The 13663-nt window shown below is 64.3% G+C and carries 10 protein-coding genes and 1 riboswitch; of the genes, 5 read left to right on the top strand and 5 right to left on the bottom strand.

Annotated features, from left to right (window positions below):
- Positions 1 to 23: 23 nt before the first annotated feature.
- Entirely contained in the window at positions 24 to 2363 is a 2340-nt protein-coding gene (locus B0G76_RS26860) for a CHASE2 domain-containing protein (protein WP_409076732.1), read from the top strand.
- Positions 2360 to 3004, top strand: coding sequence for a DUF4136 domain-containing protein (locus B0G76_RS26855; protein WP_120295173.1), 645 nt, complete (start codon positions 2360 to 2362; stop codon positions 3002 to 3004). Before B0G76_RS26860 ends, B0G76_RS26855 begins: the two co-directional genes overlap by 4 nt.
- Positions 3005 to 3013: 9 nt before the next feature.
- Here the strand turns inward: B0G76_RS26855 and bluB are convergent, their stop codons facing one another.
- Genes bluB through cobA form a run of 5 tightly spaced genes read right to left on the bottom strand, consistent with a single transcriptional unit; the run spans position 3014 to position 6852 of the window.
- Entirely contained in the window at positions 3014 to 3673 is a 660-nt protein-coding gene (gene bluB / locus B0G76_RS26850; RefSeq protein ID WP_120295172.1) for a 5,6-dimethylbenzimidazole synthase, read from the bottom strand.
- On the bottom strand, positions 3657 to 4973 hold the full coding sequence (locus tag B0G76_RS26845; RefSeq protein ID WP_120295171.1) for a cobyrinate a,c-diamide synthase: 1317 nt from the start codon (positions 4971 to 4973) through the stop codon (positions 3657 to 3659). The genes bluB and B0G76_RS26845 overlap by 17 nt, the downstream gene beginning before the upstream one ends.
- A gap of 3 nt (positions 4974 to 4976) precedes the next feature.
- Positions 4977 to 5579 (bottom strand): cob(I)yrinic acid a,c-diamide adenosyltransferase, encoded by a 603-nt coding sequence (gene cobO / locus B0G76_RS26840; protein ID WP_120295170.1) that lies wholly within the window; start codon positions 5577 to 5579, stop codon positions 4977 to 4979.
- Positions 5576 to 6094, bottom strand: a complete 519-nt coding sequence (locus B0G76_RS26835; RefSeq protein ID WP_120295169.1) for a cobalamin biosynthesis protein — start codon at positions 6092 to 6094, stop codon at positions 5576 to 5578. Before B0G76_RS26835 ends, cobO begins: the two co-directional genes overlap by 4 nt.
- Positions 6091 to 6852 (bottom strand): uroporphyrinogen-III C-methyltransferase, encoded by a 762-nt coding sequence (gene cobA / locus B0G76_RS26830; protein ID WP_183082233.1) that lies wholly within the window; start codon positions 6850 to 6852, stop codon positions 6091 to 6093. The genes B0G76_RS26835 and cobA overlap by 4 nt, the downstream gene beginning before the upstream one ends.
- A 343-nt stretch (positions 6853 to 7195) precedes the next feature.
- A riboswitch (cobalamin riboswitch) is annotated at positions 7196 to 7476 on the top strand.
- Positions 7477 to 7691: 215 nt separating this feature from the next.
- On the opposite strand from cobA, the gene cobW reads away from it, so the two are divergent.
- From cobW to B0G76_RS26815, 3 genes are read left to right on the top strand one after another with little or no spacing between them, the layout of a single operon-like run.
- Positions 7692 to 8792, top strand: coding sequence for a cobalamin biosynthesis protein CobW (gene cobW, locus B0G76_RS26825; RefSeq protein ID WP_310793949.1), 1101 nt, complete (start codon positions 7692 to 7694; stop codon positions 8790 to 8792).
- 6 nt (positions 8793 to 8798) lie between these two features.
- Positions 8799 to 12599, top strand: a complete 3801-nt coding sequence (gene cobN / locus B0G76_RS26820; protein ID WP_120295167.1) for a cobaltochelatase subunit CobN — start codon at positions 8799 to 8801, stop codon at positions 12597 to 12599.
- The gene (locus tag B0G76_RS26815) at positions 12596 to 13648 is read left to right on the top strand and encodes an ATP-binding protein (RefSeq protein WP_120295166.1); all 1053 of its coding nucleotides are present in this window, start codon (positions 12596 to 12598) and stop codon (positions 13646 to 13648) included. The genes cobN and B0G76_RS26815 overlap by 4 nt, the downstream gene beginning before the upstream one ends.
- The last annotated feature ends 15 nt before the right edge of the window (positions 13649 to 13663 follow it).

Raw genomic sequence — 13663 nt, 5'->3', positions numbered from 1 at the left:
CTACGACCGCTTTCTGAGCCTGCGTGCGCAAACCGTTGCTGCGCGACATCGTGGTGCTCGAAATCGACAACGCCAGCATTGCGCAGCTTGGCCGCTGGCCGTGGCCGCGCAGCGTCCATGCGAGGTTGCTCGAACAGATCGCGAAGGCGAAGCCCGCCGCCGTGATCTACGACGTGCTCTTTACCGAAGCCAATCCGGAAGACGCCCAGCTCGCCCGCGCAATCGCCTTGAGTCCCACCTATTTGCCGATGCTGCTGACTCCGCCGGACAGTGACGGCCGGCGCGTCGCGATCGAACCGGTGGCGCCGCTCGCGCAAGCGGCGGCCGGGCTGGGGCATATCAACCTCGAGGTGGACAGCGACGGCATTGTGCGCAGCGTCGCCCGCTTCGAAGGTGACGCGGCCTCGCGCTGGCCGCAATTGATGGTGCCGGTCGCTCATGCGGTCGAGCGCGGTGCGCTGCAATTGAAAGACCGGCCGCGCAGGCCGTTGTCCGGCGCGGCGGCGGCCCAGTCCCATGCCAAAACCAATGACGAAGGCGAAAGCCGCTTCCTGATCCCCTTCGGTCTGAATGCGCAGAACTACACGAAACTGAGTTTCGCCAGCGTGCTCGCGGGCAACGTCCCAGCGGACCAATTGCGCGGACGCATCGTGCTGATCGGCGTGACCGCCTCCGGCTTGTACGACCGCTTTGCGACACCGGTGTCCGGCGAGCTGGGACCGCTGCCCGGCGTCTATATCCACGCGAACGTGCTCGATACGCTGCTGACCGGTCGCGAGCTCGAGCCTGCCGAGCCATGGGTGCTGTTCGCGGTGTCGCTGCTACCGCTCGCCGCGCTGCTCGCCGGCTTTCTGGTGCTGTCGCCGCGCCGCTCGATGCTGCTGACCGTCGCATTGGGCGCACTCGCCACGGCCGCCAGTGCGGTCCTGCTGTACGGCGCGCGGCTATGGATGTCGCCGGTGCCGGCGATCTTCGGTCTGATCGTGGTGTACCCGATCTGGAACTGGCGGCGCCTCGAAATGACGATGGCTTATCTGCGCGAGGAGCTGCAACGCTTAGCTGACGAGCCGCACCTTCTGCCGGAAACGCCCCAGCGCCGTCGCGAGTTCGGCGGCGACGTGCTGGAGCAGCATATGGGGCTGATGGCGCAGGCCGCGCAGCGCGTGCAGGACATGAAACGCTTCGTGTGGGACAGCCTCGACAGCATGCCCGAGCCGATCCTGGTGAGTGACGTGCAGGGTATCGTGCTGATCGCAAACCATGCCGCCAAGGCGCATTTCGCGCACCTCGGGGCCCCGCTGCCGGAAGGCCGGCCGATGCGGGAGGTGCTGGACGGGCTCACGCTTGTGAAGACTATCGACAGCGGCGCGGCGTCGGACGCCGAAAATAATCTGCTCGCGCATGCCCAGTGGCCGGCGCTGCTCGATCCCGCGCGCAGCGAGTTCGCCGCGCTGATGGCGCAAGGCGTCGAGGTGCGCGACGCCCATGAGCGCGACCATCTGCTGCGCTACGCGAATTGCACGAATGAGCAAGGTGAGACGACGGGCTGGATCGCGGGTCTCGTCGACGTCTCGGCCTTGCATGCGGCCGAGCGTCAACGGGAAGACGCGTTGCGGCTGCTGTCGCACGATATGCGTTCGCCGCAGGCATCGATTCTGGCGCTGGTGGAGATCGAGCGGGCGCGCAGCGAGCCGGTGCTGGCGCGTGGCCTGCTGGAGCGCATCGAACGCTATGCCCAGCGCGCGCTGACCTTGGCCGACGATTTCGTGCAACTCGCGCGCGCCGAATCGCAAACCTATGTGCTCGAACCGGTGAGCATGACCGAGTTGATGATCGACGCGAGCGACGAGGTCTGGCCGCAGGCCCACGCCAAACGCATCACGCTGCAAACCGATACGGACGACAAGGCGGCTGGCGGGGAGGACGAGGGTCACTGGATCTGTGCCGACCGCTCGCTGATGACGCGCGCGCTCGTCAACATTCTGAACAATGCGGTCAAGTACAGTCCGCCGGACACGCGGATCACGTGCAGCCTGAAGAGCCTCGGCACCTCGAGTGGGCATGCGCAGGCGGCCGCAGCCGGCGCGGTAAAACGCGTGTCGTGTACGATTCGCGACGAAGGTTACGGTATTCCCGAGGAGCAGCAGGCGGGTCTGTTCGAGCGCTTCCGGCGCTTTCACGAGACGGAGCGGCCGGAAGTGGGCGGTGCTGGATTGGGCATGGCGTTCGTCAAAACCGTCGTGACGCGCCATGGCGGCGATGTCGATGTGGTCAGCGCGCCCGGCAAGGGCACGGCTTTCACGATTTCCCTGCCGGCACTCGACGACTCGCAATCCGATTCCACCGCAAGCGCGCGCTCATGACCTATGAACCCTCACCTTATCGAAGCGAGAAGCTGGTGAAAGCGATATTGATCTGTGCCGTGCTGGTCGCGGCTAGTCTGACCGGATGCGCGGGTTTGAACGCCGACGTGCATACGGCGAACCCTTCGGCCGTGCTGCAGGGCGAGCGCACCTACACGATTGCGCGCATGCCGTCGCAGGACGCCAGCGTGGATCATCCGCAATTCGAAACCCTGCTGCGCGACGAGCTGGCGAAGAACGGCTTCACCGATACGGCGGGCCAGTCCGCGCACTATTTATTGTCGATTGCGTATGACACGCGGCCGGCCACGGTCAGCGTGGGCGCGAAGGATTGCGCACTGGGTACATGCGAGCGCTCACCCGAACCGCCGTTTTCGCTGTTCGGCGGACGTGCTTATCAGCACGCGTTGTCGCTGCGGTTTTTCGAGCGGTCGAGCGGACAGGAAGTCTACAAAGTGAGCGCGGCCAGTAGCGATCGCGACGCCGATCCCTTGCACGCCATGCCGTTGCTCGTGAAAAGCGCGCTGGCTAAATTTCCGTTCGATGCGCCACCCGACTGGCGCGTGAAACTGCGCACCGATCCGACGGGTGGTGTGCCGGAGGTGGTTTCGCTTAAGCCTGTTCAGCCTGTTCAGCCGTAAAACACCACCTCATTCCGGCGCTTTATAGTCTTCCGGCCAGCGGTTTTCGAACACGCAATCGGTGAGCGGCATACGGCTTGCCCAGTGCTCGGTTTCCAGCATCGGTTCGCTATAGAACTGATCGACGTGGCCGAGACACAGGATCGCCACGGGCCGCGCGCCCTCGGGCATATGCAGCAACCGGCGGACAGTGTCGACGTCGAACAGCGACACCCAGCCCATCCCGAGACCTTCCGCGCGCGCGGCCAGCCACATGTTCTGGATCGCGCACGCCACGGAAGCCAGGTCCATCTCGGGCAAGGTGCGGCGTCCGAAGATGTGCCGCTCGCGGCCGTCCATCAGCGCCATCACCAGCAGTTCGTCGCACTCCAGCATGCCTTCCACTTTCAGCTTCATGAACTCTTCGCGACGCTTGCCGAGTGCGTCGGCGGTGGCGAGGCGCTCGCTTTCGACCGTTGCGTGCAAGGCCGTGCGCAAAGCCGGGTCGGTGATGCGCGCAATGCGCCAGGGCTGCATGAAGCCGACGCTTGGCGCGTGATGCGCCGCGTCGAGCAGGCGTTGCAACACGGCAGGGTCGACCGGATCGCGCACGAAGTGGCGCATGTCGCGCCGTTCGTAAATCGCGCGGTAGACGGCTTCGCGCTCGGAATCGTTAAAAGGCTTCGCCATGGAACAGGGCGGCCGTGAAGGCCGGGTTGGAGGGCCAATAAGCATGCATATACGTCGCCACGATCGACCCGGCGCGAAATACGGCCTCGCCGGGGGCATCGCCGTGTGGCCGGGTGGCTGAACGCAGCGGCGTGAGCGGCGTTGTCAGCTTCGAGTAATGAAACGTGTGGCCGGTCATAGGACCGTGCAGACTGTCGATCTGTTGCATGCCGAGCGCGGTGAAGCGCGTTTGCATTGTGGCATGACCGGGCAGCAGGCCGAGCATCGGCGTGCTGACGCCGTGCGTGTCGGTGAGCCGGTCGAGCAGATAGAGCATACCGCCGCATTCGGCGACGACCGGTTTGCCGGCGGCCGCGTGCGCGCGAATCGTGGCGGCGCTGCGCGTGTTGCCCGCCAGCAAGGGCGCGTGCAGTTCGGGATAGCCGCCTGGCAGGTATAAGGCGTCGGCGTGCTCCGGCAGGGCTTCGTCGGCGAGCGGCGAGAAATAGTCGACCTGCGCGCCGAGCGCTTCTAATAGCGTGACGTTGGCCGGATAGATGAAGGAGAACGCGGCATCGCGCGCAATGGCAATGCGCTTGCCTTGCAGAAGCTGCGGCAGTGCCTCCGGTGCGCGCACGCTGAATTCGACTGGCGGCGGTAATTCAGCCAGCGCGGTGTGCGCGAGCGCATCGGCGGCGCGATCCAGACGCGTGTCCAGATCGGCGATCTCCGCGGCCTGGTGCAAGCCAAGATGACGATCGGGCAACTCGATTTCGTCGTCGCCGCTGATGGCTCCACACCAGCGCAGCGCCGGCGGCAATGCCTCTTCGAGCATCTGCGCGTGCCTTGGCGAGCCAACGCGATTGGCGAGCACACCGTAAAACGGCAACTGCGGCCTGAATTGCGCGAGGCCGAAGGCGACCGCGCCGAAGGTCTGTGCCATCGCTTTCGCTGATATCACCGCGAGCACCGGCACGCCGAACGTGGTTGCCAGATCCGCGCTGCTCGGCGTGCCGTCGAACAGACCCATCACGCCCTCGATCAGGATCAGATCCGCTTCAGCCGCCGCTTGCGCGAGCAGGTTCCGGCAGGCCGACTCGCCCACCATCCACAGATCGAGCGATAGGACCGGCGCGCCGCTGGCACGCGTCAGGATCATCGGGTCGAGAAAGTCGGGGCCCGTCTTGAACACGCGCACGCGCCGGCCCAGCCGCCGGTGGTAGCGCGCGAGACCCGCGGTGATCGTGGTCTTGCCTTGACCCGACGCGGGCGCGCTAATGAACAGGGCGGGGCAGGCTACGACGGAAGTCCCCTCCGACATTGCTCAGAACTCCACGCCGCGCTGCGCTTTCACGCCTTGCTCGCGATACGGGTGCTTGACGATGCGCATTTCGGTGACGAGGTCGGCGGCTTCGATCAGCGCGTCGGGCGCATGACGGCCGGTCACCACCACGTGCAGCATCTCCGCGCGCGCGTTCAGCACGGACAGCACTTCGTCGAGCGGCAGGTATTCGTACTTCAGCACCGTGTTGAGTTCGTCGAGGATCACCATCTGATAGTCGCCGCTCTCGATCATCCGGCGTGCTTCGGCCCAGCCTTTGCGCGCGGTGGCGATGTCGGCGTCGCGATTCTGGGTGTTCCAGGTGTAGCCGTCGCCCATCGTGACGAAGTCGCAATTGGCGATTGCACCGAGGAAGTCGCGCTCCGAGGTGTGCAGCGCGCCTTTGATGAATTGCACGACGCCGAGGCGCATGCCGTGTCCAAGCACGCGCACGGCCATGCCGAAGGCGGCGGTGGTCTTGCCTTTACCGGTGCCGGTGTTGACGATCAGCAGGCCTTTTTCGACGGTGGCGCTAGCCTGTTTTTTCTCGTGGCCTTCGCGCCGGCGTTCGGTCATGCGTTGATGCGATTCGGGATCGGTCTTCATGAAGGGTCCTGTTCTTGAGGGGCGTGGTTTGTCTGTGCGCGGACGGGCTGGGCGGTGGTCGAGGCTATCGCTACCGTGATGCCGTCGTGGATCGTTTTGCGTACGAGCAGCCGCGCGTCGGCGGCGTTGGGCGCAATCGATCCTTGAGCTGAGGCGACTAATGCAACCGGTGCATGCGCCCCAAGACGCGCGCTGGTCGGATCAGATCTTTCGGCCGCCGCGGCGAGCAACGCGCAAGGCTCGCAGACACCGTCGATGCCGAGATGCTCGCGTGCGGCTGCCGACGGATCGTCCACGGAAATCGCCGCAATCTGCGCGCGGCTGAACAGCTTAAGCGGTAGCGCGTGACGTGCGCAGAATTCGAGCAGGCCGGCTTCGTGCGCTTTGGTTTCGATCGAGGCAATCGCGCCGATTTCATCAAATGCGTGTGAGCCGAGCGCGGCACGCACAGCGGTTTCTATCTGCTCGGCCGAGCTATGCAAGCGACAACCGATGCCGACGGCGAGTGTTTTCATTGCGTGTCCAGCGCGCCGACCGCACCAGTTTTCACAGCATCCCGCGCCAAAGCCAGCGACGCCACGCCACCGATCACCACGATCGCCGGCGAGCCGAGTCCGGCGCGCGAGACCGCATTCGCGAACTCGCCGAGTTGCGCAAGCGCATGCCGTTGCTCGGGACGCGTGGCCGATTCGATCGCCGCACACGGTGTGTCGGCGCTCATGCCGGCGGCGAGCAACGCACCGGCGATATCGTTCAGCCGACGCATGCCCATGTAAATCACTAGCGTCATGCGTGTGGCAACGAGCGCGGCCCAGTCCGGTTCGCCGCTGCCGGCGCCGTGTCCGGTGACGAACACCACGCCTTGCGCGTAATCGCGATGCGTCACGGGAATACCGATTGCCGCGGGCGCCGCAATCCCGGCGGTGATGCCGTTGATCACCTCCACGCTAATGCCCGCTGCACGCAGCGCCTGCTGTTCTTCGCCACCACGGCCGAACACGAACGGATCGCCGCCTTTCAAACGCGCGACGCTGCGCCCGGCCTTGGCGTGCTCGAGCATCTGCGCGACGATGCCGTCCTGCGGCGTCGACGGATGCCCGCCACGTTTGCCGACGTACACGACCTGCGCATCGGCGCGCGCGAACTGCAGCACGTCGGGGTTCACCAGATCGTCGACCAGCACCACATCGGCTTGCGCGAGAGCGCGCGTTGCCTTGAGCGTCATCAGTTCGACATCGCCGGGGCCAGCGCCGATCAGCCAGGCGCGGCTCATCGCGGCGTGCACGGCGCGCGCCATGTCGTGACAAGCGGGAGCGGGTGAGGCGCGAGGAGGCTGGGGGCGGCGGATATTGAGGTCATGCGGCGCTACGGATTATTTGTCAGACAGTGGCATCAAAAACGCATGCGCGATGCGAAAGCACCGCGGGTCGCTTACCGTTGCAGGGACAGCACAGGTCGAGCGCGGCGAGCGCAGCCTGTTTCCCGTTTAACTGCACATGCGAGCGCATAGGTGGGCGCCAAATGCGCGCATACGATAGCACAGGGCAGGCCGCGCCGGCACTGCGGAAAGGCCCTGCCGCGCCCCGCGTTTCCTTGACGGCACAGGGCGCTCGGCCTAAACTCGCACGCACTTTGGTGCTCGTGTGCGCGCTCGTGCGCATGCAGTTAAACGGGAAACAGGGGGCCCACCTGCAACGGACCGGGCCAACCTGTGCTGCCCCCGCAACGGTAAGCGAAAAGCGGTGTCGGGTTGATTGCCTGGCGCCGCGGAGCCGGCTTCGATGTCCACGCGCAAGGCCGCGTCGGCATATAACCACTGGGCGAGAAACCACTCGTCCGGGAAGGGGAAGCGGCGCTTTCGCCAGCCCGGATACCGGCCAGACTACGAAGAACGACCTCCGCGGGGATGCGGTGGCGCGTTCATGACCTCATTCCCGTTTTCTGTTTTTCTGTTGCTTTGGCAACGCCGTTATTCGTCCCCGTGTGTGGTTTTTGTCGTGACCTGGTCGTTGCTTGGCGCATGCGCCTCGTTGCCCCGGCCTATAGAGACAAACGAGACAAACGCGCGGACGCGTCGGTGTGCATGTGCAACTCCTACGGATGGACCTCACGATGCAAACTCAAATGCGCAAGATCCCCGTCACCATCGTCACGGGCTTTCTCGGCAGCGGCAAGACCACCCTGCTGCGGCACATTCTTCAGCATGCGGGCGGCAAGCGCATCGCGGTGATCGTCAACGAGTTCGGCGAACTCGGCATCGACGGGGAAATCCTCAAGGGCTGCGGCATCGGCTGCGATGAAAACGGCGTCGAAACTGAAGGCCAACTGTATGAACTCGCGAACGGCTGTCTGTGCTGCACCGTGCAGGAAGAGTTTTTCCCGGTGATGGAAAAGTTGGTTGAGCGCCGCGAGCAGATCGATCACGTGCTGATCGAAACCTCCGGTCTCGCGTTGCCGAAGCCGCTGGTACAGGCGTTCAACTGGCCGCAGATCAAAAACAGCTTTACCGTCGACGCAGTCGTCACCGTGGTTGACGGCCCGGCTGCGGCGAGCGGCCAGTTCGCCGACAATCCGGTCGCCGTGGATGCGCAGCGCAAGGCCGATCCGAATCTCGATCACGAATCGCCGCTGCACGAATTGTTCGAAGATCAATTATCGGCAGCCGATCTGGTGATTCTGAACAAGACGGATTTGCTCGACGAATCGCATCAAGCGGCTGTCGAAGCCGTCATCCGCGAAGAAATTCCGCCTCAAGTGAAGATCGTGCGCGCGCAGATGGGCCAGCTCGATCTGCATACGTTGCTGGGTCTCGAAGCGGCTTCTGAAGAAACGATCCACTTGCGCCACGATCACCACGGTTCGGCTGAGGATGCCGATCACCATCACGACGAATTCGATTCGGTCGTGGTGCACGCGAATGTTGCGTCGCGCGAGGCTGTGATCGCAGCGTTGCAAGGGCTTGTCGAAACGAACACGATTTACCGCGTCAAAGGTTTCGCGGCGTTGCCGGGCGCGGCGATGCGTCTGGTGATCCAGGGCGTGGGCCGACGTTTCGATAGTTACTTCGACCGGCGCTGGCAGGCGGGCGAAGCTGGCGAAGGGCAGCAAAGCCGCTTCGTCCTGATCGGCGAGGACATCGACCAGGCCGCGCTGCAACACGCATTCGACGCCGCCTTGGGCGCCGTGGCGAACGCCCAGCCGCAACAGGCGTAAACGGTCATGCATCTGCTGCGCACCACGCCGGGCGGTTTTGTCGACGATACGCAAGGCGTGATCCGTATTGATCAGCGGCCCGCCGATATCGTGGTGCTCAGTTCCGCCGATACCACGCTGTCGCTGCTCGCGAGCGTGTTTCCTCGTCTGGGCGAGGGGTTTCCGAGCGTGCGGCTCGCGAACGTCACGTATTTGCGGCAGCCGGCCTCGGTCGATTTCTACGTCGAAGACGTGTTGCAGCATGCGCGTGTCGTGGTGGTCGATCATCTCGGCGGTGAGGCGTACTGGCCGTACGGAATCGAACAGGTGGTCGCCCTCGCCGAACGCAAGCAGCAGACGCTCGCGATGTTCTCCGGCGATCTGCAGGAAGATCCGAACCTGCTCGCGCGCAGTACCGCGGACGCCGATCTGTGTCATCAGCTATGGCGCTATCTGCGTGAAGGCGGCCCGAAGAATGCCGAGGCGTTTCTGCGCTGCATCGCGTACCGCTCGCTTGGCTGGGGGCGCGAGCCTGCGCCGCCGCGCGCACTGCCTGCCGCCACGCTCTACCATCCCGAACGCGATACGCCGACGGTGGCCGACTGGCAGGCGCGCTGGCGTCGGGGCGCGCCGGTCGCTGCAATTCTGTTCTACAAGGCGCATCTGCAAGCGGCTAATACAGTCGTGTTCGACGCCCTTATCGATGCGCTCGAAGCACAAGGGCTAAATCCGCTGCCGATCGCGATTACCTCGCTGAAAGACGCGATGAGCCGCGACGTTGTGCAACAGTTATGCGCGCAGCACGACGTCGCGCTGGTGCTGAATACAACCGCATTCGCTGCGTTCGCCATCGACGATCCCGAACCGCTCGCGCTCGCCGGCGACGCACCGGTGATGCAGGTGATCCTGAGCGGCGGCAATCGCGAAGATTGGGTCAAGGACAATCAAGGCCTCAACTCGCGCGACATCGCCATGCATATCGCGCTGCCTGAAGTGGACGGACGCATCATCACGCGGGCGATCAGCTTCAAGGGCCTCGCCTATCGCTGCCCGCACACCGAAGTCGATGTGGTCCGCTATCAACCGGACCTCGAACGCGTCGGTTTTCTGGCCGAACTGAGCCGCCGCTGGTGCCGCCTGCGCACGCTCGACAACACGCAGAAGAAACTCGCGCTGATCCTCGCCAACTATCCGATGAGCGAAGGGCGGATCGGCAATGGCGTGGGGCTCGATACGCCGGCATCGGTGGTCGGCATTCTGTCCATGCTGCGCGATGGGGGTTACCGGTTAGGCGATTTGGCCGCCGATGGCGACGCGCTGTTGAAGAAACTGACCGAAGGCGTGACCAATGATCCGGTTGTACGTGACTTGCGGCCGGCGTTGCAAAGCCTCGCACTCGACGACTATCTCGTGTATTTCAACGCGTTGCCCGCGGAAGCCCGCCATGCGCTGAACGGACGCTGGGGTTCGCCCGAGCAGGATCCGACGTTGCGGCGCGGCCGCTTCATGATCGCGGGGTGGCGCTGCGGCCAGGTGTTCGTCGGTATTCAGCCTTCGCGCTCGCGCGAGCAGGGCGATTACGCGAGCTATCACGACGCTGAACTCGTGCCGCCTCATGCGTATCTGGCGTTCTATTTCTGGCTGCGTCATCAATTCGGCATCGACGCGGTCGTACATGTTGGCAAGCACGGCAATCTCGAATGGCTGCCGGGCAAGAGCGTCGCGTTGAGCGATGCCTGCTGGCCCGATCTGATTCTGGGGCCGATGCCGCATCTGTATCCGTTCATCGTCAACGATCCGGGCGAGGGCAGTCAGGCGAAGCGCCGCGCGCAGGCTGTAATCATCGATCACCTGATGCCGCCGCTCACGCGCGCCGAAACGTACGGGCCGTTGCAGGACCTCGAACGCCAGGTCGACGAATACTATGAAGCGCTGATGGTCGATCCGCGCCGCTCGAAGCTGTTGAGGCGCACCATTCTTGCGGCGATCGTCGAACATAAGCTGCATCACGAGCTCAGTTTCACGGAACCGAACGGCCAGGACGATGAAGACGCGCTGCTGACGCGCGTCGATGCCTGGCTGTGCGAGTTGAAGGAGGCGCAGATTCGCGATGGGTTGCACACGTTTGGGCAATCGCCCGCCGGAGTGCAGCGGCGCGATACGTTGCTGGCTTTGGGACGCTTTCCGGTCGGCGATGGCCAGGGCGGCAAGGCCGGTTTGATCGATGCGTTGGCGCGCGATTTGCAAATGGATCATCTGTTCGACCCGCTGTCGGTGGATTGGTCGGCGGCGTGGGAGGGTCCTCGTCCTGACGTGTTGCAGCAGGTGAGCGACGCGCCGTGGCGACACTGTGGCGATACACGCGAGCGTTTGGAGCTGCTGGCGGCCGAGATGTTGCGTGGCGTGTGTGGTGATGAAACATCCGACACGGCGCCCGCGAGCGGGGCGTTGCCCCAGGCCGAACGTGTGATCGAACGCCTGCGTAACGACGTCTTGCCGCGGCTCGACGCTTGCGGTCCGCAGGAAATGCTGAACCTGAAGCGCGGCCTCGAAGGGCGGTTCGTGCCGCCGGGTCCGAGCGGTTCGCCTTCGCGTGGACGGCCCGACGTGCTGCCCACCGGCCGCAACTTCTATTCGGTCGATACGCGCGCCATTCCGACGCAAGCGGCGTGGTCGCTCGGTTTGAAATCCGCGCAGCAATTGATCGAACGGCATTTGCAGGAAAAAGGCGACTATCCGCGCGCAATCGGGCTCTCGGTATGGGGCACCGCAACCATGCGCACCGGCGGCGACGACGTCGCCCAGGCACTCGCTTTACTCGGCGTGCGGCCGAAGTGGGCGCCTGGCAGTCATCGCGTCACCGACTTCGAGATCATGCCGATCGAGGTATTCGACCGGCCCCGCATCGACGTCACGTTGCGCGTGTCCGGCTTTTTCCGCGATGCCTTCGCGAACGTGATGCATCTGTTCGATGCTGCCGTGCAGGCGGTGGCCGAACTCGACGAGCCCGAAGACCTGAACCCGATCCGCGCACGCGTGCTGCGCGAACGCGACGCGCTGATTGCGCGCGGCATGGACGCCACCGAGGCACGCAAGCGCGCCGGATGGCGCGTGTTCAGTGCGCGACCCGGCGCGTATGGCGCGGGCTTACAGGACATGATCGACTCGCAGCAGTGGCAAACCGACGCCGATCTCGCGAACGCCTATCAGGCGTGGGGCGGATACGCGTACGCGCAGAAAAGCGCCGGCGAAGAAGCGCGCCATGCATTCGGCACGCGTCTCGCCGCGATGGACGTCGTGCTGCAGAACCAGGACAACCGCGAGCACGACCTGCTCGATTCGAACGACTATTACCAGTTCCAGGGCGGCATGGCCGCGGCAGTGCGGCACCTGGCGGGCGATCAGCCTCAGATCTATCACGCCGATCACAGCAACCCGGCCGCGCCGCGCGTGCGTACGCTGCATGAAGAGATCGCGCGTGTGATCCGCTCGCGGGTGGTCAATCCGAAATGGCTCGACGGCGTGAAGCGTCACGGCTACAAAGGCGCCGCCGAAATCGCCGCGACGGTCGACTATCTCTACGGCTACGATGCAACCGCGCGCATGATCGCCGATCATCAATATGCGCTTGTCACCGATGCTTATCTGAACGACGCCGATACGCGCGAGTTCTTGCAGCGGCACAATCCGCACGCCATGCATTCGATCTGCGAGCGTCTGCTCGAAGCGATGCAGCGCGGATTGTGGCAGGCGCCCGGCGACTATCGCGCGCAAGTTGAACAGCATCTGCTTGCGAGCGAGCAGCAGATCGAAGGAATGCAAACATGAACGCTGCGACCCAACGGCCCGTTTTTCCCTTTGCTGCGCTGATCGGCCAGACGCCGTTGCAGCAGGCGTTATTGCTGGCCGCGATCGATCCGGGTCTGGGCGGCGTGCTGGTGAGCGGGCCGCGCGGCACGGCGAAATCGACCGCGGCGCGCGCGCTCGCCGAGTTGCTGCCGGAAGGGCAACTGGTGAATTTGCCGCTCGGCGCGAGTGAAGACCGTTTGATCGGCACGCTCGATATCGAAACCGTGTTGCGCGACGGCTCCGTGCGCTTTTCGCCTGGCTTGCTTGCGAAAGCGCATCGCGGTGTGCTGTATGTCGATGAAGTGAATCTGCTGCCCGACGCGCTCGTCGATGCGTTGCTCGATGCCGCCGCCAGTGGCGTGAATACCGTCGAACGCGATGGTGTCTCGCATAGTCACGATGCGAGCTTTGCGCTGATCGGCACGATGAATCCAGAAGAAGGAGAGCTGCGGCCGCAACTGATCGATCGATTTGGAATAATGGTCGAGTTGCAGAACTGTTTTGAGCCGCAGGTGCGTCAGCAGATCGTCAAGGCACGTCTGGCGTTCGATCTCGATCCGCAGGGTTTTCGTGCTGGCTATATGCACCAACAGGGAACATATGTTCAGCGGATTCGTGCGGCGCGTGAAGCACTGCCGCAACTCGGCTTCGACGACGCCGTGCATGCGCATGTCAGCGCGCTGTGCATCGACGCGGCGGTCGATGGCTTGCGTGCCGATCTTGTGATGTTGCGCGCAGCGCGGGCATTGGCGGCACTGGAGCAGGCGGCTGCGGTTACTACAGAGCATGTCAGGCGGGTTGCTGAGGCGGTGCTGGCGCATCGGCGTCACGATCGCGAAACGCGTGCGGGGGGTGACGCTCGCGAGAGCGAAGCGCCGCGGCAGACTGCCGACGATGTGGACGCCGCATCTTTGCAACCTTTGCCAGACGCCGCTGCTACCGATAGCGATTGGGGTTACTTGCCACCGCAGCCCACGGGCGTCACGCAGGTCAAAGGCGTCATTCCGCTCAACGCAAAAAAACGCTGAGCCATCGGAAGGGCG

Origin of the sequence: Paraburkholderia sp. BL23I1N1 (assembly GCF_003610295.1) — a bacterium.
Taxonomy (GTDB): Bacteria; Pseudomonadota; Gammaproteobacteria; order Burkholderiales; family Burkholderiaceae; genus Paraburkholderia.
The sequence above is the reverse complement of the archived record's forward strand: the minus strand, read 5'-3'. Positions and strand labels throughout refer to the sequence as shown.